18 protein-coding genes are annotated in these 21,320 nt (G+C 59.4%); 12 read left to right on the top strand and 6 right to left on the bottom strand.

The window, feature by feature from the left end:
* The first annotated feature begins 102 nt into the window (after positions 1 to 102).
* From KD146_RS04200 to flaF, 8 genes are all read left to right on the top strand, one after another.
* Positions 103 to 1,161: a flagellar basal body P-ring protein FlgI gene (locus tag KD146_RS04200; protein WP_249327732.1), complete on the top strand. Its 1,059-nt coding sequence runs from the start codon at positions 103 to 105 to the stop codon at positions 1,159 to 1,161.
* Positions 1,161 to 1,496: a rod-binding protein gene (locus KD146_RS04195; RefSeq protein ID WP_212657482.1), complete on the top strand. Its 336-nt coding sequence runs from the start codon at positions 1,161 to 1,163 to the stop codon at positions 1,494 to 1,496. The genes KD146_RS04200 and KD146_RS04195 overlap by 1 nt, the downstream gene beginning before the upstream one ends.
* Positions 1,493 to 1,960 carry a flagellar protein FlgN gene (locus KD146_RS04190; protein WP_212657481.1) on the top strand — a complete coding sequence of 156 codons (468 nt, stop codon included), beginning with the start codon at positions 1,493 to 1,495 and terminating at the stop codon, positions 1,958 to 1,960. The genes KD146_RS04195 and KD146_RS04190 overlap by 4 nt, the downstream gene beginning before the upstream one ends.
* Before the next feature lie 104 nt (positions 1,961 to 2,064).
* On the top strand, positions 2,065 to 2,412 hold the full coding sequence (locus KD146_RS04185) for a hypothetical protein (RefSeq protein WP_212657480.1): 348 nt from the start codon (positions 2,065 to 2,067) through the stop codon (positions 2,410 to 2,412).
* A 267-nt stretch (positions 2,413 to 2,679) separates the two neighbouring features.
* A complete protein-coding gene (locus KD146_RS04180) occupies positions 2,680 to 4,149 on the top strand; it encodes a flagellin N-terminal helical domain-containing protein (protein ID WP_212657479.1) in 1,470 nt (489 codons plus the stop codon).
* Positions 4,150 to 4,372: 223 nt separating this feature from the next.
* Positions 4,373 to 6,184, top strand: a complete 1,812-nt coding sequence (locus KD146_RS04175; RefSeq protein ID WP_212657478.1) for a flagellin N-terminal helical domain-containing protein — start codon at positions 4,373 to 4,375, stop codon at positions 6,182 to 6,184.
* A gap of 112 nt (positions 6,185 to 6,296) precedes the next feature.
* Entirely contained in the window at positions 6,297 to 6,722 is a 426-nt protein-coding gene (gene flbT, locus KD146_RS04170) for a flagellar biosynthesis repressor FlbT (protein ID WP_212657477.1), read from the top strand.
* On the top strand, positions 6,673 to 7,047 hold the full coding sequence (gene flaF / locus KD146_RS04165) for a flagellar biosynthesis regulator FlaF (RefSeq protein ID WP_212657476.1): 375 nt from the start codon (positions 6,673 to 6,675) through the stop codon (positions 7,045 to 7,047). Before flbT ends, flaF begins: the two co-directional genes overlap by 50 nt.
* A gap of 69 nt (positions 7,048 to 7,116) precedes the next feature.
* Here the strand turns inward: flaF and KD146_RS04160 are convergent, their stop codons facing one another.
* The 3 genes from KD146_RS04160 to KD146_RS04150 form a co-directional block, all read right to left on the bottom strand.
* On the bottom strand, positions 7,117 to 9,030 hold the full coding sequence (locus KD146_RS04160; protein WP_212657475.1) for a hypothetical protein: 1,914 nt from the start codon (positions 9,028 to 9,030) through the stop codon (positions 7,117 to 7,119).
* Between the two features lie 14 nt (positions 9,031 to 9,044).
* A complete protein-coding gene (flgK, locus tag KD146_RS04155; protein ID WP_212657474.1) occupies positions 9,045 to 10,883 on the bottom strand; it encodes a flagellar hook-associated protein FlgK in 1,839 nt (612 codons plus the stop codon).
* A gap of 69 nt (positions 10,884 to 10,952) precedes the next feature.
* Positions 10,953 to 12,725, bottom strand: a complete 1,773-nt coding sequence (locus tag KD146_RS04150; RefSeq protein WP_212657473.1) for a flagellar hook protein FlgE — start codon at positions 12,723 to 12,725, stop codon at positions 10,953 to 10,955.
* A gap of 228 nt (positions 12,726 to 12,953) precedes the next feature.
* On the opposite strand from KD146_RS04150, the gene KD146_RS04145 reads away from it, so the two are divergent.
* Complete coding sequence (locus KD146_RS04145) at positions 12,954 to 13,820, top strand: ATPase (protein ID WP_212657472.1); 867 nt, start codon at positions 12,954 to 12,956, stop codon at positions 13,818 to 13,820.
* Between the two features lie 70 nt (positions 13,821 to 13,890).
* Positions 13,891 to 14,823 (top strand): homoserine O-succinyltransferase, encoded by a 933-nt coding sequence (locus KD146_RS04140; protein ID WP_212657471.1) that lies wholly within the window; start codon positions 13,891 to 13,893, stop codon positions 14,821 to 14,823.
* Here KD146_RS04140 and KD146_RS04135 read toward each other — a convergent pair.
* Positions 14,820 to 15,941 (bottom strand): hypothetical protein, encoded by a 1,122-nt coding sequence (locus KD146_RS04135; RefSeq protein ID WP_212657470.1) that lies wholly within the window; start codon positions 15,939 to 15,941, stop codon positions 14,820 to 14,822. The genes KD146_RS04140 and KD146_RS04135 overlap by 4 nt on opposite strands.
* Positions 15,938 to 17,758, bottom strand: a complete 1,821-nt coding sequence (locus KD146_RS04130; RefSeq protein WP_212657469.1) for a glycosyltransferase family 2 protein — start codon at positions 17,756 to 17,758, stop codon at positions 15,938 to 15,940. Before KD146_RS04130 ends, KD146_RS04135 begins: the two co-directional genes overlap by 4 nt.
* 337 nt (positions 17,759 to 18,095) lie before the next feature.
* Here KD146_RS04130 and KD146_RS04125 point away from each other — a divergent pair, with 337 nt between their 5' ends.
* Both KD146_RS04125 and KD146_RS04120 read left to right on the top strand, forming a co-directional pair.
* Positions 18,096 to 19,493, top strand: a complete 1,398-nt coding sequence (locus KD146_RS04125; RefSeq protein WP_212659103.1) for a YcjX family GTP-binding protein — start codon at positions 18,096 to 18,098, stop codon at positions 19,491 to 19,493.
* Positions 19,490 to 20,512 (top strand): YcjF family protein, encoded by a 1,023-nt coding sequence (locus KD146_RS04120; RefSeq protein ID WP_212657468.1) that lies wholly within the window; start codon positions 19,490 to 19,492, stop codon positions 20,510 to 20,512. The genes KD146_RS04125 and KD146_RS04120 overlap by 4 nt, the downstream gene beginning before the upstream one ends.
* Here the strand turns inward: KD146_RS04120 and KD146_RS04115 are convergent.
* The gene (locus KD146_RS04115) at positions 20,509 to 21,273 is read right to left on the bottom strand and encodes an EAL domain-containing protein (RefSeq protein ID WP_212657467.1); all 765 of its coding nucleotides are present in this window, start codon (positions 21,271 to 21,273) and stop codon (positions 20,509 to 20,511) included. The genes KD146_RS04120 and KD146_RS04115 overlap by 4 nt on opposite strands.
* Positions 21,274 to 21,320: the final 47 nt, after the last annotated feature.

Below are 21,320 nucleotides of genomic sequence, written 5' to 3'. Positions count from 1 at the left end.
GCCATGGGGATGGAGCGGCTCGGAACGGGGACGAGAATGACCAGAACACTGCTGCAAAAGCTGATTGCCACGGCACTATGTACCGTCTTGACCCTCTCGCCGATGGCCGACGCCTATGCCGCAGCCGCCCGCATCAAGGACATCGTCAATTTCGAGGGCGTTCGCGACAACCAGCTTGTCGGGTACGGCCTCGTGGTTGGCCTGAATGGCACTGGCGACAGCCTCAACAACTCCCCCTTCACCAAGCAGTCCCTGCAGTCCATGCTCGAGCGCCTCGGCGTCAACACCGCTGGCGAGAACGTCCGCACCGCCAATGTGGCCGCCGTCATGGTCACCGCAAACCTGCCCGCCTTTGGTACGCAGGGGTCACGCATGGATGTTTCGGTCGCGGCACTTGGCGACAGCAACAGCCTGCAGGGCGGCACACTTCTGGTTACCCCACTGCTGGCGGCTGACGGAGACGTCTATGCCATCGCCCAGGGTCCGGTCCTGATCAACGGCTTTAGCGCGGGCGGTGACGCGGCCAGCATCGTCTCGGGCGTCCCGACCACAGGTCGCATCGCCAATGGCGGCCTGATCGAGCGCGAAATCGACTTTCATCTTGGTTCGCAGACCTCGCTGCGCCTGGCGTTGCGCAATCCAGACCTGACCACCGCACGCCGCATCGCCCTGGCGGTCAACGACTTCATTGGTGCACCAACCGCCACCCCCGAAGATCCCGCTACGGTGCGCGTCACTCTGCCCCCGGGCTTTAACGGCAACATTGTCGACCTGCTGACCGATATCGAGCAGCTCATGGTCGAAACCGACCAGACCGCCAAGATCGTCATCGACGAGAACTCAGGCATCATCGTTATGGGCAAGGATGTGCGTGTCTCCAGCGTGGCCGTTGCTCAATCCAACCTGACAGTCACCATCGCCGAAAACCCCAACGTGGTGCAGCCCCTGCCTTTCGCCAATGGCCAGACCGCCGTGGAACCCAACACAACGCTGAACGCCAACATCTCCGACACCGCGCTCGCTGTGGTCAATGAATCGGTGACGCTGCAGCAATTGGTCGACGGCCTCAATGCGCTGGGCATCTCGCCGCGCGATCTCATCGCCATCCTGCAGGCCATCAAGGCCACCGGCGCCCTGCAGGCCGAAATTGAGGTGCTGTGATGCCAACAATCAACTCAATCGGCACATCCGACCACTCGACCCTGACACCAGCCCAGATTGCCCGCGTGCAGCAGCAGGCCCAGGAATTTGAAGGCGTTTTCCTCAACACGCTGACCAAACAACTCTTCACCAGCCTCAAAACTGACGAGAGCGCCATGGGCGGCGGCTTCGGCGAAGAGACCTGGCGGTCCATGCAGGCCGAACAGATGGCCGACACCCTGTCGCAGAATGGCGGCCTGGGCATTGCCGAACAACTCCTGCCCGACCTGCTCGCCATGCAGGAAGCATCCAACAATCAGAACAAGATCATGCCGACCACTGGAGTCTACAAATGACCGCTGCAGCCCGTCTCGCCGCCCTCGATAACATGCCGGCCAGAGAACTGTGCCAACTGGCCGAGTCAGCTCTTGCAGCCTTGGTCAATGTCATGAACCAGGAAACCACCCTGCTGCGGGCCGGACATTTGCGCGACGCCAGCAAACTCACGCCCGAAAAGGCCCGGATGGCACAGGACTATGTCAGCTTCGCTCGTTCCGTGCAGCGCCAGACCGCCCGCCTCCAGCAGGAAGCACCCGATTCAGTTGACCGCTTGCGCCATGGCCACGAGGCGCTGGCGACCCAGATGGCCGAGAACCTGCGCGTGCTCGCAACAGCCCGCAACGTCACCGAAGATATCCTGACTGATGTCGCCAAAGTGGTGGGCCAGCAGAACAAGGCCAAGGCTTATGGTCGCGCCGGCACCATCACAGCAGACCCGGCAAGTTCAGCACGCGGCATAGCAGTCAACCGCGCCCTTTAATTTCGACTTTATTTGAATCAATTTCAATCAACTAAAGTAATCGAAAGCAAGAAGGTTGGCCCCAAAGCTGTCCAATGGCATTTTGTTGATGCAAGGACAGCGTCATGATCACTCCAGTAATGCCCAGTGCGGCCTTATCGGGTACCATTAATGTAGCAGACATTCGCCAGCGCCCCATTTCCGCTGAACGCCCCATGCTGCCCAATAGTACGCCCGCCACGCCCGAAACACCCAGCGCCAGCAATAATGGTCAGTTCCCCAATCGCGACGCGCAGGCCCAGCCAAATCCCGAACCGCCCCCCAGCAAGGATCGTACATCGACCTTTGCTGCGGCCGTGATCGCAGGCGCCCTGTCGCCGACGCCGCAGACCATGGAACAGTTGATCATCCGGATTGGTGCCAGCACTATCCCTGAGGAGTCCCAGGCAAGGCTCAAGGATCTGATCGCCTAGCTCGGGCCACGCGGCTGCGCAGCCCATTGATTAGTCGCCAAGCCGCCCCAGATCCTTAATAGAATCTTACCAATCCGCCACATCACATTCTCTTCAAAGCCCCGATTTCCGGGGCTTTTTGGATTCCGGCGATATAAATTCTCCGTTGGAATTTGCCCAAATTTTCACCCCCCGCTTAACGCTTCTTTAGAGGCTGCCGGACGAATGTGATCACGCCTCAGGAAGAGGCATCGTTGTTTGAGTACTCCTAGAAAAGGACCAGTACAAATGTCTGATATTTCCCTGTCGAAAGCCGTTCGCGCTAACCTCAACTCGCTTTCGTCCACTGCCAACATGATGGCCGAAACGCAGAACCGCCTGTCGACCGGCAACAAGGTGAACTCGGCTCTCGACAACCCAAGCAACTGGTTCACTGCCAAGGGCCTCAACAACCGTGCTGGCGATCTGAACGCCCTGCTCGACGGCATGGCCAATGGTATCCAGACCCTGAAGGCTGCGGATAATGGTCTCTCGGCCATGACCAAGACCCTCGAATCGATGCAGTCGACCCTGCGCCAGGCCCGTCAGGACAAGTCGTTCCAGACCGCATCCTACACCCTGCCAGCTACAGGCCTGGACAACACTTCCGTCCTCTCGTTTGACGCTGGCGCCGTCGGTGACACTGCTGTCGAAATCAACCTGACTTCGCAGACCAACACCGCGACTCCTGTTTCCACTGCGACGACGGCTGTCGGGTACGATGGCACCGAGACCCTCGACACCTTGGGCTTCGCTGATGGCGACGAATTCACCGTAAGTGACGGCACTGAGACCCATACCTTTACTGTCGGCACAGCAACCTCTGACACCTTGGCTGACCTGATTGCAGGCATTAACGGCGAAACTGATCTTGATGTTACCGCGTCTCTTGATGCAGACACCGGTGCGTTCACGCTGACAGCAGACAACGCCGATGTCGAAATTGCCGTCGGCGGAGACGTTGCACTGGCTGGTCTCGCGGATCAGGCTGTTCCTACTGCAATCTACGCTGCCAAGACCCTTGACGCACTCGTCGCCGAGATCAATGGCAACACTGATCTTAAGGGCAATGTTCGTGCATCGAACGACAATGGCAAGCTGCGCATCGAGAACCAGTCCACTCAGGTCCTGAATGTTGACGGCGTCACCTCTTCGGGTGCCATCGACGGCTCGACAGCCGACTCCGCCACCATTGCCGGTAACACCGTCCGCGCCGGTCTGGCCGACCAGTTCAACGAACTGCGCGATCAGCTCGACAAGCTGGCAGATGATGCCTCCTTCAACGGTATCAACCTGCTGCGTGGCGACAACCTGGCCATCACCTTCAACGAAACTGGTACGTCTTCGATCGACATCCAGACCGAGAATGGTGAAACGGTCAACTCGGCAAACCTGGGTGTTGCAACCACCATCGAAGCTGCTGACCTCGACAGCGACACGAACATCGACACCGAACTGGGCAAGCTGAAATCGGCTCTCAATGAAGTGCGTTCGCAGGCTTCGACCTTTGGCTCGAACCTCTCGATCGTGCAGGGCCGTCAGGACTTCACCAAGTCCATGATCAGCACACTGCAGGATGGCGCTGGCAACCTGACCCTGGCTGACATGAACTCTGAAGCTGCCAACCTTCTGGCACTGCAGACCCGTCAGTCGCTGGCTTCCAACTCGCTCTCGCTGGCCAGCCAGCAGGACCAGTCGGTTCTCCAGCTGATCCGTTAAGTTCTACACGAACCTATCGAATCCGATTCGAAGGGGCGGGCCGCAAGGCCCGCCCCTTCCCTTTTGCGCAAACACAGCGAAAACCCAGCAAAACCGGCTGCTTTGCGCCCGTTAATTGAAGTTTATGCGACCTTAACAAGCACGATTAACACCCCATTAATAAAGTTGCTGTTAACCATATTGCCAACGGGGCCGCGACGGGCCCAGGGCAAGGATCGCATCAATGTCAGACATTTCACTCTCAAAGGCCGTCCGGTCGAATCTACTCGCACTTCAGGGCACGGCCGACATGATGGCAGTGGCGCAGACTCGTCTGTCCACCGGCAATAAGGTCAACTCTGCCCTGGACAACCCGAGCAACTGGTTTACCGCCAAGGGCCTCACCAACCGGTCCAGCGATCTGAATGCGCTCATGGACTCCATGGCCAACGGCATCCAGACCCTCAAGGCTGCGGATAACGGCCTCTCGGCAATGACCAAGACTTTGGAATCGATGCAGTCGACGCTGCGCCAGGCACGCCAGGACAAATCATTCCAGACGGCTTCACTTTCCGTCGATGCAACAGCTATCGGCACTTCGGCTGCAAAGGAACTGACCTTCAGCGGCGGCGCTTTCGCAGCTGACCAAACGACTTCTCTTACGAATACACTGAAGCCTGCCAACAATGGTTTTGTGGGCCCAGGCGCAACGCTTGGCCGAAATGGCAACGTGACGCTGCAGGCAACTTCGCTCAATGGCGGAAGCGCCATCACGGTCGCTCTGACCGATACCGACACCGCAAGCACGGCGGCTGAAAAGATCAACACCGCGCTGGGCGCGGCCTCTGGTGGCACTGGAGGGCTGACAGCCTCTGTCGTCAACGGTCAGTTGAGCCTTGAAAGCACCAAGGGTGAAACCGTTACAGTTGGTGGCACTGCCGCCCAACATGCGGGCCTGACTGCTGGCGCTGCTACCACCGCTGTAACCGCGTCTCTCGCACCCACTGGTGGAACGGACTTCACAGCCAACACCAACGACCCGGATCTCTCTGCACTCAGCGGCAAGACACTGACACTGTCGTCCGGCAGCACGACTGTGAGCTACACGTTCGATGCTACCACTACCGGTCAGCTCGCTGCGCTCAAGAGCGCTTTGGGCGGCGCCAGTGGCTTCACGATCGCCGAAAACGCTGCAGGCCTCACATTCTCGCGTGTCGACGGCAGCAATTTCGACGTCACTGCCAGCGACACGACCCTTGGTACTGCGGTAGGCATAGGTGCCAACACCACCGCACGCTCGACCAATGGTGCAATCGCCTCTGGTACCGTGACCACCATCACCGACACGTTTGCCGCAAAAACCGTTGATCAACTGGTCGCGAGCATCAACGCCGACACCAACCTGACCGGCAAGATTCGCGCTTCGAACGACAACGGCAAGCTACGCATCGAAAACCAGTCGACCCAGAAGCTCGATATCGAGGGTGCATCCAACGGCAAGATCGACGGCTCAACTTCCACAAGCCAAATTTCTGGCAACTCCGTCCGCGCTGGCCTTGCGTCCCAGTTCAACGAACTGCGCGATCAGCTCGACAAGCTCGCCGATGACGCCTCGTTCAACGGTATCAACCTGATGCGCGGCGACAAGCTGACCATCACCTTTAACGAGACGGGCACCTCCTCGATCGACATCCAGACCAAGAACGGCGGCACCATTAACTCCGCAAATCTGGGCGTGCCAACCTCACTCGAGGAAGAACAGCTCGACAGCGATACCACCATCGACTCGCTGCTCACCGACATGAAGGCTGCTCTGGATAGCGTTCGCTCGCAGGCATCGACCTTTGGTTCGAACCTCTCGATCGTGCAGAACCGTCAGGACTTTACCAAGGCCATGATTGACACGCTGGAAACCGGCGCCGGCAACCTGACCCTGGCCGACATGAACGAAGAAGCGGCCAACCTGCTGGCACTGCAGACCCGCCAGCAGCTGTCGTCCAACTCGCTTTCCCTGGCCAGCCAGGCTGACCAGTCGATCCTGCAGCTGCTGCGTTAATCCGCAGGCAAGGCTTACAACAGACAAAGGCGGGCCTCGGCCCGCCTTCATTGTTTTCGACGCCATGGCAGGGTAGAGGTCACGCAGATACAGAGTCTGGGAGACTGGTCACATGGCGCTCAAGGTGGAACTCAAGCCCGGCGAGAAACTGCTGGTGGGCAATTGCATCATCACCAATTCAGATCAACGCACCCGGCTCTTCATTGATGGCAAGTCTCCGATCCTGCGGGAAAAGGACATCCTGACCACCAAGACCGCAGATACCCCGGCCAAGCGCATCTACCTCTCGGTGCAGCTGATGTATATCGAGGGCGACATCAGCAATGGCCGCGAAACCTACTTTTCGCTGATCAACGACTTTCTCGCCGCAGTTCCTTCTGCCGCTGAAATAGTCAACGAAATCAATAACGAGATATTAACCGGGGCTCTCTACAAAGCTCTGAAGGCCGCCCATAGGCTGATCGAATATGAACAGGATCTCTTGAACCATGTATCAGCAAGGCGCCCAGGCTTACCAGCAGACGACCAAGGCAGTTGAGAACCCCCGCGAGCGTGAGTCAGCCCTGCTGATGAAGGCCGCTGCAGGTATCCAGCGTGTCAAGGACGAGTGGGAAACCGGGACGCGCGAAGAACTGAAGGTGGCACTGACCTTCAATCGCAAGCTGTGGACCATCTTCATGTCTTCGGTGACCAAGGAAGACAGCCCCCTGCCCCACGAAATTCGTCAGAATATTGCCAATCTGGGCCTCTTCATTCTGAACGAAACCCGCGAAATTCTGCTTGAGCCAGCCCCTGCGGCGCAGCGCCTCGACGTGCTGGTGCGCCTCAACCGCCAGATTGCGACCGGCCTGCGCGGCTCCTGAGCCCATCACATGCCTAAACAAAAAGCCCCGCATCACTGCGGGGCTTTTTGTTTAGCCGTTGGCTGTCGATTAGATGAAGTTGGCGAGGCTGAGCTGGCTCACCATCGAGGTCACCTGATAGCTCGCCTGCAGCCGGGTCTGCAGCGCCAGGATCTCCATGGCCACGTCTTCCTTGCTGACCGTCTCCACGTCGCTGAGCAGGTTGTCCAGCTGCGCCTTGTAATCGGTGTGACGCGACGTGGAGTTTTGCAGCGATTTGCGCGCGATCGCCAGTTCCATGGTCATGATTTCGACCGAACCGCGTTCGGAATTGTGCGATTCCGACAGTTCCAGCTGCTGCCGGCGGGCCATGGCGTCGTAGCGTTCCTTGGAGCTGGCATCGCTGTCCGGATAGGTCTCGACCGAAAGCGAGGCCAGCGAGCGCACGAGCCGCAGCAGGCCGGATTCGTTGGCCTCAACGCCATAGGCTACCCGCGTCGAGTCATCGATCTGCGAGGTGACGGTCTGGCGCGGATTGCCTTCCGCGGCAATGGCAGCTTCGGTAGCAACGATATTGAGCGCCTTGGAAAAATTCGTCGCCGTGGCATTGGCATCGGCGCCAATGGTGAACTGTCCCGGCCCCGCCTTGCCGGTCACGGCCGTCAGCGTAAGCGTGCGCGTATTGCCGCCCGGCTCGGTCAGCGTCACATTGACAGCCTCACCAGCAGCCGGAACCCCGGTGAACTGTACATTGACCGAACTGGGGTCGGCCGCCGTGTATGTTGTGTCGATATTGGCTGTGTCGGCCGAGACGCCCGTAATCTGGAAACCATAGCTCGCGGAGCTGGGCGCACGCTCTGAAAGGGTCACGGTGTCTGTTGCCGAGCTGATGTCCATGCGGCCCAGGCCCTCGGCCGCAACCGCTGGCGACTGGCCCTGATACCACATCACCGTGTCCGAAGAGTCGGCGACCCGCAGCGCTGTCGCCGTGGCAGGATTTCCCTGCACCCGCAGCACGGGCTCGCCTGGGCCGTTGAAGAAGTTCTTCGCCGCGACGAAATTGGAGGCGCCGGCGAGTTCCTTGGAACCGACATCGACCAGCTTGGCATCAAGCGTGGCCTTGAAGTTCACTGCAGTCGCTTCGGCGTCTGCCCCAATGACGAACTCGTCAATGGCGCCCGATGCCTCTGCAGCTGTAACAGCGCGCAGCGTGATCTGGGTATTGGTGCCGTCCGGCAACTCAAAGCCCATCGTAATAGTGTGACCGGAATCAATCTGGGGCGCCGGCGTCGCGGCAAAGGTAATTGATACCTCATCGCCCAATGGCAAGGTGCCCGGCGTCGGCTGTGTAACAGTAACGGCGCTGCTGGTGGTCGACACAGTCGACACCTTCATTCCGAACGGGTGCACGCCGTCTTCCGCCAGCGTCACCGCCGTGGTGCCCACCGTGTGCGCCGAGCCCAGACGGCCACGACCATCCATGCCTGCGTCCGCAGCCTTGCGTTCACTCACAACGGTCTTGAAGCCGGCCTTGCCGGATTGTCCATCCAGCAGCACATCGGTGGTTGGCAAAGGCGCGGTATCGGTGTTGGAACCACCAAACAGGTAGCGGCCATTGACGTCTGAATTAAGCAGCGTGACCGTCTCATCGAGCCGTGCCTTGGATAGGCTGGGCAAGGTGGCCATGTTGATATTGTTGGTGCCGTACTGACCCTGCACCGCAGAATTGCGTGCTTCACCTTCAATCGAGTCAAAGCGCGACATGGTTTTGTCGAGAAAGCTCAGGCGAAGGTCGACTGTAGCGATATTGGCGGAATAGCCTTCGATCTTGCCAAGGCGCGAGCGAACAGAGAGCGACAATGGCAGGTCGCGCCCCATATCAGCCAGCGTGGAGGCCTTCATGCCCGTACCAAGCTGCATCTGCAGGTCGGAGAAGCGTTCCTGCATCTTGGTGATCACACCAAAACCGGTCTGAAGCGGAAACATGGATTTGTTGACGATCATCTCACGCTACTCCGTTACACCGCGCCCAACAGGGCATCGAGCAGTTCCTTGACCACCGACACCACACGGGCGTTGGCCGCATAGGCGTTCTGCAATTCCATCAGGCGCGCCATTTCCTCATCCAGATTGACGCCGTATTCGGTCTGCATCTGGTCCGAAATCGTGTCCAGCGTCAGTTGCCGATCATCATATTTGGTCAGCGCGGCATTGATATTGCCGCCCTGAAAACCCAGCACCTGGCCAATCAGATTGCCCAGATTGCCCGTCAGCTGGAACTTGTCGGCATTGGCCGCCGGATTGCCGCCCGAGGTAAAGCTCATCGAGGCCAGTTGATCGATGATGTAATTGGCACGGTCAGCGTCACCCAGCGTCCCGCCGACCTCGTGCTGCACCATCAACTTGTTGTTGGCCACAATCGCTGTATTGACCGAGATGCGGGCCGCAAAGCCCTGCTTCTGTGGCGGATCGCTGTCCAGATTGTTGGTAAAAGCGGTATTGCCCTGATCGACGAACAGGTTGAAGGCCAATCCGGCGCCCTGCAGACCAGTCGATGTAGAGCGTGCCACTGCGGTCTTGACGTCCGTAGCGCCAATCGCGCCGTCATCCAGGATCCGCAGATTGCCGGCACCCGTGCTGGAGATCGCCAGCCCTGAGAACTTCGCATTCAGCGCAGCGGCAGCAGCGGTGGAATTGCCCGACAGGTCAATACCGATGACTCGCTGGCCCGAGGCATCCATATAGTCCACGGGATCGGTCGAATTGACCACCCGGACCTGCTTATTCACCCCATTTTCCGAGTAGGTGAACAGCACGTCATTGCCTGGCTTGAGCGTTGTCAGGTCAATGTCAAAACCATTAGCAACGCCATCAGTGGCCGCTACGCCGGGGTTCTTGACCGTTGAGAAGGCCTGCGCCAGCCCAGAGGCGATCTCGTCCAGCTGCTCCTGCGCCTCAACCAGTGTCTTGTCGCGCAGCGTCACCAGACCGCCCAGTTCGCCGCCCTGCAGCACGCCCTGGGTCACCAGATCGATCGTCAGACCGGACGGGGTTGTCAGCGACAGCTTGCCGACCTTGTTCTCGCTGGAATTGGGGTCAAACACCGAATTTGCCGACAGGCTGCCGGCGCTCTCGAACGAGAAGGTGGAAACACCATTATCCAGCAGACCAACACCCGAGCGCGTCATCAGCGCAACTGTACCGTCACCGCGATAGTCGGCGCGTACGTCAATCAGTTCGGCAACAGAGCCGACCAGGCGGTCCCGCTGATCAAGCAGCGCTGAGCGCGCGCTGTCGGTCATGCCAAGATCCAGCATGCGGTTATTGACCTCGGCGAGCGAGTTCAGCATGCCGTTCATGTTGTGAACGTTCGAGGCAATCTGCCCCTCGGTCTCCTGCCGCATCCCCTGGATGGTGTTGGACAACCGGTTGAGCGTCTCGGCCATGTTCTGGGCGGATGCAACCGCATTTGAACGTGTTGTATAATCGTCAGGGCTCGTCGCCACACTCTGCAGAGAGTTTTGCAGATCGCTGAACAGCGTATCGAGCGAACCAGCCGTACCCGGCTTGCCCAGAAAACCCTGCAGGCGATCCAGATAGGATGCCTGGATCGATGAGTTGGCGGTGTCCGACACCTGCCGGTTGTAATAGGTCTGCAGGCTGGCATTGAACGCGCGGTTGGCGCCAACACTGCGCGCATAAGAGCTGGTCTGCGTGTTGTAGTCGACAACGTTGAGCGACTGCTTGTGATAGCCAGGCGTTCCGGAGTTGGCGATGTTACGGCTGACGAGCCCAAGCGAATCCTGATTGACCCGCAGACCAGACACAGCGTTGGTAAGTGATGTCGTCAGACCCATAGACCGGGCTCCTCACGAAGGGACTAAGCCCGGAGCGCACGCCCCGGACCCTACTTTTGGTCGATCCGCCTAGCGGATCATGTTGAGTGCTTCTTGCAGCATCTTGTCCGCTGCGGTGACGATGCGGGTGCCAGCGGCATAGGCCTGCTGCGTCACGATCAGCTTGGTGAACTCGTCCGAAATGTCGGTATTGGATGCTTCGAGCGAGCCGCCGATGATGCCCGAACCGGACAGATCGAGGATCGCTTCACCCGATTCAGATGTGGTAGCGAACACGCCGCCGTCCAGACGCTTGAGCTGGTTGATGGCGTTGAATTCGGCCGTCACCACCTGCGCCATGTCGATACGCTCACCATTCGAATAGGTAGCGACCACACGACCGCTATCATTGATGGCCACCGAGACGAATTCACCGGCGCCGTAACCGTTCTGGTTCAGTGTCGACACATTCACCGTGCCGTTCACGTCAGCAAACTGGGAGACGCCGTTGGTGTCGTGCTTGAGTTCGACATTGCCAATGGCGACACCATTGATTGTCAGATTGTTCAGCGTGGTCGTGGAGACGCCAGGCGCCACCAGCGAGCCATCTGCACCAAAGGTGTAGGTCTGACCGGTATTGGTCCACATCGGCGAACTGCCGGTGGCAGCACTATCCGACATGTAGAACAGGTTCCACGTATCGGAACCGCCAGAAGCAGCACTGTCGATCTTGGCCCAGCGCATCTGCACGTTGGCTGGCGCACCGTTCGATGCATAGACCGTGATGGCGCCACCAGCGACGGAGTTCGACTTGAACAGCGTGTCATCGCTCGCTGCAATCGTGGTCACGGCAGGACGTGTAGGCACAGTGGATGCACTCGGATTTGTCAGGCCCAGGGCAGTCAACTGTGCGGCCGTGCCGCCGGTTACCGAGAACTTGGCGTGGTAATCGGTACCAAGGTTGATCCGTAGATTACCACCATTGATATCGACAATGGCACTGGAAGCTGCGGGACCACCTGCGGAGCGCAACGAGGCCTGCATAGTTGCCAGAACAGTCGCGACCTGCGCCGGAGCAGTCGTGATGTCGATGGCCTGATTGCCGGTGGCAGCGGCACCGCCATTGGTAAACTCAAACGTCACCGCCGTGCCATTCACGTTCAGACTGACTGTTTCGCCAACGTTGAAGACTGTAGCGGCACCGTCAGTGCCGGTCAGCGCACCACCAGCCATATTTGCGGCAGTCGATGCCCCGGCATAGCCGGCATACTTGTTCGGCTCCAGCAGTTCACTGTTATAGACGGTCGCGTTGTAGGCCGTCGTCTTGGGCAACTGCGGCAGGTTGGACTGATAATTGATCCGGTTGGTCTCCTGCGCAGGCAGGAAGGCGTTGGACAGCTTGATGACTTCAGGCACGGAACCCGAAATATTGCCGGTAGTGGTATCGATAGGCAGGCCCTTGAGGTAGTAGCCGGCGCCATTGACGAGCATACCGTCCTTGTCGATCTCAAAGTCGCCGCGACGGGTGTAAAAATTGGTACCCGCAAACACCGAATTGCCGTCTGACTGCCCGATCTTGGGCTCAACCACAAAGAAGCCGTTCGAATTGAGCGCCACGAAGGTCTCGTTCGACACGGTCTTGATGTCACCCTGCACTTCATTGGTGCCGCGCGATTGCGCCAGCACTGCACCCGGAACCTGGCGCTTGAGCGGCGCATCAGGGATCAGATCGAGGAAATCGGTCTCAATGCGCTTGTAACCCGTCGTCTGCGAGTTCGCGATGTTGCCCGAAATGTTTTCCAACGCGTGCGCCTGGGCCCGCAGACCCGTCACCGCACTGGAAAGAGCGCCATAAATGCCCATGAGATACTCCGTAAACCTCGTTTGCGCCCTGCGACGCGTTCCCCACTATCAATGCAAGCGCGATGCCAACTCCTTTGTCCGTTGAATCCATTGGGTAATTTTGGCAAACCTCGCGACGGCGCCTGCCATAACCGGCAATTGAGTCCGAGCATCCGGCAGAAATTGCCGCCCGCTTGTGAAGCGGGGGCGCTTGCATTATTGGGAAAGGCCTGAAGTCCGGGGCGTTTTATGCTGTTCAAGTCTGCCGATGAATTCATCAAGTCACCAAACCGCGCCGTGACGGTGTTTGGTATGGCCGGCGTCGGCAAGACGCGGCTTTCGGCTATGCTGCGCGCGTCGAACTGGTTTCACTACTCGGCCGATTACCGCATCGGTACGCGCTATATGGGCGAAGCCATCGTCGACAATTTCAAGCGCGAAGCAATGAAGGTCCCGTTTCTCGCGGACCTGCTGCGGTCGGATTCGATTTACATCTCCTCGAACCTGACGTTCGAGAACCTTGACCCGCTTTCAAGCTACCTGGGGACGCCCGGCGACCCAGACAAGCATGGCCTGCCGCTGGCCGAATATCAGCGCCGCCAGGAGCAGCACCGCGTTGCCGAGATTGCCGCGCTGCACGATGTGCCCCACTTCGTCGAGCGTGCCAAGGCGCTCTATGGCTATGACAATTTCATCGCCGACACGGGCGGCTCGCTGATCGAGGTTGTCGATCCGGCCGATCCCGAAGACCCCGTGATCAAGACGTTGGCCGGCGCGACCACCCTGCTCTACATCCGCGGCACTGGCTCGGACGCCGCCGAGTTGATCCGTCGGTTCAAGAAGAGCCCCAAGCCAATGTACTACCCGCCGCAGTTTCTCGTTGAGAAATGGGCCGAGTACAAATTGATCCACGGCATCCTGGAAGACAGTGACGTCGACCCCACTGGCTTCGGCGCCTGGGGATTTGAGGCGCTGTTGCATGACCGCCTGCCTCGCTACCAGATGCTGGCCGACAATTTCGGCTATGTGGTGGAAGCCTCCGATCTCGCTCTGGTGCGTGACGGCGACGAATTCATCGACCTGATGGCAGCGGCCATCGACAAGCGAATGCGCTAGCGCGTTCTCCATTTTTGGAGGCGCGCCCCGCTTGAATCGTATTGTGATGATCGCCAGCTAAGAGGCTGCCATGCCTATCCGAATTCCCGACGACCTGCCCGCCCGCAAAACCCTCGAAGACGAGGGCGTCAATGTCATGGATTCCAGCCGCGCCGCGCGGCAGGATATTCGCCCGCTCGAAATCGGCCTGCTCAATTTGATGCCCAATAAGGAGCGCACCGAGACCCAGTTCACCCGGTTAATCGGCTCCACCCCACTCCAGGTAGATTTAACTCTGGTGCGGGTCACCGAACACCAGTCCAAGAACACGCCCGAGGACTATCTCAACTCTTTCTACAGCACCTGGGAAGAGGTCCGGAACCGCAAGTTCGACGGCTTCATCGTAACCGGTGCACCCATTGCCAACATCCCTTTTGAGGAGGTGCGTTACTGGCCCGAAATGCTCGATATCATGGATTGGACACAGACCAATGTGCACCATACCATGTTCATCTGCTGGGGCGCTCAGGCAGCACTGCACCACTTCCACGGCACCAAGCGTTACCGCATGGCTGAGAAGGCATTTGGCGTGTTCCGGCACGAGGTCGTTAACACCCGCTCGCCCTATCTGCGCGGTTTTTCCGACAGCCCGATGATCCCGGTCTCGCGCTACAACGACATTGACCGCACCACGCTGGGGCCGGACCTCGAAGTGCTCATCGATAATCCCGATATCGGCATCTCGATGCTGGGCGATGAAAAACACCGGGCCGTGCATTTCCTGAACCATCTCGAATATGACAATCGATCCCTTGCCGACGAGTATGATCGGGACATTTCGGCAGGTCTGACAACCCCGCCACCGGCCAATCTGTTTCCCAATGGCGACACTACAGCCACGCCGGAAAACCGCTGGCGCAGCCACGCGCATCTCTTGTTCCAGAACTGGATCAATGAGATCTACCAGACCACGCCGTACGACATGGCCGAGATCGGCTACGAAACCAGCAAGACTGGCGCTTAGCCGACCTGCCACCCGAACAGCTGGATGGGCATCAGCCCGTCCAGCCAGCCCGGCTGCGACCAGTGTGGTGCAAGCCACCAGCTTGCCGCCGACCCCGCCAGCAGCAGCAGCAACACGAGCCAGTGCATCCAGGACCGGATACGCGTTGCAGCCAGCCAGCCCAAAGCGGCCGCCATAAGAGCGACTGCTGGCAGCCACGGCGACAGATTGAAGGCAAAAAGGCTGTTGCCAACCGCCAGATAGAGCGGCACCACCGCCACCATGGCGCTTGTGAAAACCTTGCGGCGACGATCCGGAATAACCGCATGCAACAAGACAGCGAACCCCACAGGCGCGCTGAGCGCCATTAGCGCAACTGGGCCCATGAGCGGCGACTGTTGCGCCTCAAAGGCCCGCATGAATGGCGCGATCAGGGCTCCGGGTCCGATACCGCTCCGCGCTGCAATAACGATCACCCCCAACACGATGATCAGCACCGGGACAATCCCCACCAGCAACATGGCCAGAAAGGCTCTGGGCCGGCGACGCGCTTCTGGATCGCTCAGCGGTACAGCCAGCAGTAAAAATGGAATGAGCGCTGCCAGCGACGGCCCCGCCATCAGCAAAAGCGGCAGGATAAGCCCGTAATTGATGACCGACTGCGCGTCGCCGACGGCCTCAAGTCCCCGTCGTCCGGGAATAAGCAGCGCCGTCGCGATGACTATCAGAAATTCAGGCCCCGCCGTCGTGACGGTTTGCAGGAGCATGGGATGCGACACCACCAGCAGGAGTGCCAGCACGGCGGGCACCAGAGGCCAGTCACTGGTACGCAGTTGGCGGAACAGCGCGGCTGCGCCGACCGCGGCCACGGTGATGTAGATCAGCGCCAGCGCGGTCCGTTGGTCAACAACGCCGATAAACCAGCCTGCCAGCCAGTCAATCAGTCCCTGCAGCAGGCTCCCCTGCTCCCATCGCAACAGCATGTCCTGGGCGGCAACCGAACGCTCGAGTGCCCCATTACCTGCCAGATTGCCACCCAGCAGCAACAGGACCATAGCGGTCAGCAGACCGATCGCAGCGGGACGGACCCATGTCTTCTTAGGCACGATACGCGGCAATGATGCTGACATCGCACTCATGTGGCACGCTTCTTCTGTGCGTCGTCCAGCTTGGCCTGCGTGAACGAGGATGTACCGTGCTCGGTTTTCTCCCAGTAATGGGGATTGGTGATCAGTTGCTTGAGCGCCTTGTAGCCGGCGACTGAGTGCAGCACCCAGTAAAAGGGTAGCGTCAGGCCCACCACGACCAGATCGTAATAGCGACGCTTGAGCGCCGCCACGACGCCGAAATAGACCAGAAACAGATTACCGACGACGAGATTGAACAGCGCCAGCGTGCCGAACGGCTCGACAAACAGCCAGCCAAACGGCTCAAGCTTGGCGCCATACATCAACAGTGTAATGGCCCATAGGATCGGATTGAGCAGCACAGTAAATGCCGGTGCGCCGATGAAAAAGTGGAAGCTGAAAAACCCCACCGGGCCGATCGAGCGATAGAGGTGAACCGGATCGCGCATATGCACCAGCCAGGTCTGCATATAGCCCTTGATCCAGCGGCTGCGCTGCTTGACCCAGCTCGACATCACCCCATTGGCCTCTTCATAGGTCGTGGAGTTGATCACGCCTACGGTGAACCCTTCCTGAGCCAGACGAATACCCAGATCGGCATCCTCGGTTACATTATAGGGGTCCCAGCCATTGACCTGACGCAGTGCTGCCAGCTTGAAGTGGTTGGATGTCCCGCCCAATGGAATCGGAACGTTGAGAGCGTCCAGCCCGGGCAGCAGGAAGTCGAACCACTGGGAATATTCCAGCGTGAACATTTTGGTCAGCCAGTTCTCACCGCGGTTGAAATAGTTCAAGCGCGCCTGCACGCAGACCAGACTGTCCTCGGCCGTCTGAAACGCAAGCACGGCCTTTTTCAGCTGATCCGGCTCCGGCTGATCCTCGGCATCATAGATCGTCAGATATTCACCACGGCAAAACTGCAGCGCGTAATTGCAGGCCTTCGGCTTGGTCTTGGGCTGGCTTGGCGGCACGCGAATGATTTCGAAATTGCCGGGCAGATCCAGCTCTTTGGCCGCGCTGATGGTTTCATCATCGTCCTCTTCCAGGACCAGCTTCACCTCGAGCTTGGAGGCAGGATAGTCTAACCCCTTGAGCGCCTGAGCGAGCAGCGGCAAGACCCGCGCTTCGCGATACATCGGCACCAGCACGGTGTAGACCGGCAAATCGCGGTCCACCAGACTGGCCACTGCCTCGTCGGAGATCGCGATATCCGCCCGTCGGCTCGCGCCCACCCAAGTCAAAATGAACTTGAAAACGAAGGTCAGCGTGTAAAGGGCCGTCGCCGCTGACATCAGCGCGATCGCGGTTGGCAGCAGCGCAATGACAAGCGCCAGAACCAACCCGACCAGGCAGATGAGCACTGTTACTTTCTGTGCCTTGGTAACGGTGAATTTGGCCGAATGCTGCGGCTTCCACTCATAGAGACCTTCACGCGCCTTGTGGCTGTCATGATCACGAAACAGTGTCTGTGTCTGCCACAGAATGTCGTAGGGCGAGGTGATCACAAAGTCATAGGCGTCGCCGTATCGCGACCAGGCCCAGGCGCGTACTTCATCAGTAATGCTAGTGGTCGCCACCAGCATCCGTCCCCCATTCATGCGCCAGGGCGTGACATTGCGCTCGGTGTAATCGAACCTGTCTGCGGCCTCGACCACGCTCGGATCGCTTGGCAGTTCGAGCAGGTTGACGAACGGTACACCGGACACGTCTGCCAGCGCCTGATAGTACTGTATGCGACGGACATGGCCGCCAGCTATCAGTACGTGGGATAGCCCGTGCCCCCATTCAGCGCTCTGTCTTGTCGCTTCTGCCAGATCCAAAACTGACAAACACCCCAACTGCACAAGATGCTCAGCAACAGCCAGTTGCAGAGCCGATGAGGAGTCATTGGAACGCGAACTTTGGGGATCTATCTGGGCAAGAGCAGAATTACGCATGACAACAACACTTTGGCGCCGCCACTGCTACGCTCTGGATACAAAAACAAGCCCGCAGAATACCGCAGGGGAATTTAACAATCTCACAAGATGCGCACGCACTCTGTGCCTATCCATCAGCGCTTGAACGTGCGCTACGAATCCCTATCTTTCCAGTGCATTGAAAGAGTAGCGCGTGCCCCAAACTCCAACGACCATCGTCGACGAACTGGGCATTGCCCTGTCCAATATGGCCGATGCCGCGACCGGGGCATTTACCCCCACATTGCGGCTTGGCGTTACAGGGCTGAGCCGCGCTGGCAAAACCATTTTCATCACGGCCCTTGTGCATAATCTGCTGACCGGCGGCCGTATGCCTGGCTTCACGCCGTTGGCTGAAGGCCGTTTCATCGGAGCGCGACTGGCCGAATACCCTGACGCTACAATTCCGCGCTTTACCTACGAGCAGCATCTGGACGCCCTGACCGGCAAGCACCCGGCCTGGCCCGAAGGGACCCGGCGAATATCCCAGCTGCGCATCGTGCTCAAATTTCAGTCCAGAAACTGGTACTCAAGCCTGCGTGGTCCCTCCACGCTCAATCTCGACATTGTCGATTACCCCGGCGAATGGCTGCTCGACCTGCCATTGCTCGGGCTCAGCTTCGCTGAGTGGAGCGCCGAGGCGCTTGAACGGGCCCGTCGCCCCGGTTCGGGCAAAGAGGCCACCCCGTTCCTCGATCAACTTGCCGCTATTGACCCGCTGGCAGAAGCCAATGACCCCGACGCAGAGCGACTGGCCACCGCCTTCACAGACTATCTGCGCCGCAGTCGCGAACATGGTGCCCTCTCCACCTTGCCCCCCGGACGCTTTCTGCTCCCCGGCGATCTTGAGGGATCACCCGCGCTGACCTTTGCGCCCCTGCCCGCTCCCAGCCACACCCCGCGCAGCACAAGCCTCTACGCTATGCTTGAGCATCGTTTCGAGGCCTATAAGGCGCAAGTGGTGCGCCCGTTCTTCCGCGACCACTTCGCGCGCCTTGATCGCCAGATCGTGCTGGTAGACACCCTGCGCGCGCTCAACGCCGGCCCAGCCGCCGTGGCAGATCTCGAAACGGCATTGACCTCCGTATTGTCCTGCTTCCGGCAAGGCGAAACCAATCCCCTGCTACGCCCCTTTGCCCGACGCATCGACCGCATCCTGTTTGCCGCGACCAAAGCCGACCATGTGCACCACACCAGCCATGACCGGCTGCAGGCCATTCTCAATCGCCTTGTGTCCAACGCGACTAAACGCGCGCGCTTTGCTGGTACGGACACCCGGTCCATGGCGCTCGCAGGTATCCGGGCCACCCATGAAGGATCGATCTCAGAGGGCGGCCAGACGCTCAACGCTATCGTTGGCACGCCCATTGAGGGCGAGAAACTGGACGGCATGACCTATGACGGAAAAACCGAAATCGCCCTGTTTCCCGGCGACTTACCAGAACGGCCTGACTCATTGTTCGAGGACGGCAACCCGGTCGCACTGAATTTCCTGCGCTTTACCCCGCCGCAAGAACTGGATCGCAATGCTAGTGGCGATGTGGTTCTGCCCCATATCCGGTTTGACCGCGCCCTCGACTATCTGGTGGGAGACTGGCTCGCATGAAACGCCCTATCGCACGCCCGACCGTAACGCCAGACAAGGCCGATGAAACCCCAATCGTCCGCGCGCCGCGTGCCTTTGCCCCCACAGCCGTGGACCGGACCGATACGCCTTTTGATAGTGAGCCCGAGGAAACGCTTGTCGCGCCACCACCCAAACGCATGAGCTGGTGGGGCCGCCTCGCCTGGGCCAGCAGTGGCATCCTGGTCTCGGCGGGTCTGGGTCTGGCGGCAGACCGTCTGATCCGGGATCTGTTTGCCGCCAACCCATGGCTGGGCTGGGTCGGCCTGAGCGTGCTCGCCGCCTTTGTTGTCGCAGTGATCGCCTTGGCTACCCGTGAAGTCTTTGCCCTTCGGCGACTGCATATGCTGGACGCGCTCAAGCGCGATGCGGCGCGGGCGACCGCCGATAACGACCAGCGCCGCGCCAAGCTTGTGGTGGACAAGCTGCTTGGCATTTACGCCGCTCGCCCTGATCAGGCCAGAGCGCGTCAGGATGTTGCCGACCATCTGCCGCACCTGTTCGATGGGCAAGAAATTGTGGCGCTGGCCGAGCGCAATCTGATGGCACCACTGGACGCGCGCGCCAAGACGCTGACTGCGGCGTCGGCACGACGAGTAGCGCTGGTCACCGCGGTCTCACCACGAGCCTTGGTCGACATTGCATTCGTGATCTATGAGAGCGTCCGGCTCGCAGGGGCTATTGCGGCGCTCTACGGCGCCCGTCCCGGCTTCTTTGGCTTCTGGAGGCTAACGGGCACCATTCTGACCCATCTGGCCGTCACAGGCGGGCTGGTGCTCACAGATGGGCTGGTCGAGCAATTGGTTGGGCAGGGTCTGGCGGCAAAGCTGTCAGCCCGCCTCGGCGAAGGGGTGGTCAATGGTTTGATGACGGTACGCGTTGGCATTGCCGCCATGCGCGTTGTCCGCCCCCTGCCCTTTGAGACCCAGCCGCAACCCATGGTGCGCGACTTTATCCCCGAACTGACCAAGCTTGCCAGCGACAACGCCAAGGCGCCCTAAGCTGCCAGCGCCATATCGGTCATGGTCTGGAAGGCCTCCACCTGTGGCCGGGCAAAATAGTATCCCTGAAACAGCTTGATGCCGGCGGCCCTGAGGATGGTCAGTTCCGCCTCTGTCTCGACGCCTTCGGCCAGCAGGGTGATGCCAAGCTCACCAGCCATGCCGACAAGTCCGCGAATAATGGTTTGCTTGACCGGGGAGGTATCGACGCCACGCAGCAGCTCCATATCGATCTTGATCAGATCGGTTTGGAACTTGGCCAGCAGTGACAGCCCGGCATAGCCGGCTCCAAAATCGTCCAGCGCGGTCGTGAAACCCATGCGGCGATACTCGGAAACGATGTGCCCGATATGGCCAACATCATCCATGCGTTCATTCTCTGTGAATTCGAACATCAGGCGCCGCGTATCAAACTGCATGCGCGATGCAGCTTCCAGCGTTGCGCGAATACAGGCCTTGGGCTCGTAAACCGCATTGGGCATGAAATTGATGCTCAGCTTGGCGTCAACATCGCCGATGCGTGTGCCGGCCAGCTCGATCGCCTTGACCCGGCAGGCCTGATCAAATGCGTAGCGGTTCTTCTCGGTTACCTGACCAAGCACGTCGAAAGCGCTCTCGCCCGCAAGGCCGCGCACGAGCGCCTCATAGCCCCAGACCCGATTGGCCGAGACGTCCACTATGGGCTGAAAAGCCATGGTGAAGGGAATTTCAAACGAGTTGGCGTCGGCATTGCGACACCCGGCACAACTATTCGCGGTCATATAATTACGCTCTAAAAAACCAGGGCGACGCTATGATCACACTAGCC

Source organism: Devosia litorisediminis, assembly GCF_018334155.1.
GTDB lineage: Bacteria > Pseudomonadota > Alphaproteobacteria > Rhizobiales > Devosiaceae > Devosia > Devosia litorisediminis.
The sequence above is the reverse complement of the archived record's forward strand: the minus strand, read 5'-3'. Positions and strand labels throughout refer to the sequence as shown.

Excerpts from the sequence above, each read along its gene's own strand:
- KD146_RS04135 (WP_212657470.1), bottom strand. The coding sequence starts at position 15,941 with ATGAGTGCGATGTCAGCATCATTGCCGCGTATCGTGCCTAAGAAGACA.
- KD146_RS04115 (WP_212657467.1), bottom strand. The coding sequence starts at position 21,273 with ATGACCGCGAATAGTTGTGCCGGGTGTCGCAATGCCGACGCCAACTCG.
- flgK (WP_212657474.1), bottom strand. The coding sequence starts at position 10,883 with ATGGGTCTGACGACATCACTTACCAACGCTGTGTCTGGTCTGCGGGTC.
- KD146_RS04195 (WP_212657482.1), top strand. The coding sequence starts at position 1,161 with ATGCCAACAATCAACTCAATCGGCACATCCGACCACTCGACCCTGACA.
- KD146_RS04160 (WP_212657475.1), bottom strand. The coding sequence starts at position 9,030 with ATGATCGTCAACAAATCCATGTTTCCGCTTCAGACCGGTTTTGGTGTG.
- KD146_RS04145 (WP_212657472.1), top strand. The coding sequence starts at position 12,954 with ATGCTGTTCAAGTCTGCCGATGAATTCATCAAGTCACCAAACCGCGCC.
- KD146_RS04120 (WP_212657468.1), top strand. The coding sequence starts at position 19,490 with ATGAAACGCCCTATCGCACGCCCGACCGTAACGCCAGACAAGGCCGAT.
- KD146_RS04125 (WP_212659103.1), top strand. The coding sequence starts at position 18,096 with ATGGCCGATGCCGCGACCGGGGCATTTACCCCCACATTGCGGCTTGGC.
- KD146_RS04175 (WP_212657478.1), top strand. The coding sequence starts at position 4,373 with ATGTCAGACATTTCACTCTCAAAGGCCGTCCGGTCGAATCTACTCGCA.
- flaF (WP_212657476.1), top strand. The coding sequence starts at position 6,673 with ATGTATCAGCAAGGCGCCCAGGCTTACCAGCAGACGACCAAGGCAGTT.
- KD146_RS04140 (WP_212657471.1), top strand. The coding sequence starts at position 13,891 with ATGCCTATCCGAATTCCCGACGACCTGCCCGCCCGCAAAACCCTCGAA.
- KD146_RS04200 (WP_249327732.1), top strand. The coding sequence starts at position 103 with ATGGCCGACGCCTATGCCGCAGCCGCCCGCATCAAGGACATCGTCAAT.
- KD146_RS04180 (WP_212657479.1), top strand. The coding sequence starts at position 2,680 with ATGTCTGATATTTCCCTGTCGAAAGCCGTTCGCGCTAACCTCAACTCG.
- KD146_RS04150 (WP_212657473.1), bottom strand. The coding sequence starts at position 12,725 with ATGGGCATTTATGGCGCTCTTTCCAGTGCGGTGACGGGTCTGCGGGCC.
- KD146_RS04190 (WP_212657481.1), top strand. The coding sequence starts at position 1,493 with ATGACCGCTGCAGCCCGTCTCGCCGCCCTCGATAACATGCCGGCCAGA.
- flbT (WP_212657477.1), top strand. The coding sequence starts at position 6,297 with ATGGCGCTCAAGGTGGAACTCAAGCCCGGCGAGAAACTGCTGGTGGGC.
- KD146_RS04185 (WP_212657480.1), top strand. The coding sequence starts at position 2,065 with ATGATCACTCCAGTAATGCCCAGTGCGGCCTTATCGGGTACCATTAAT.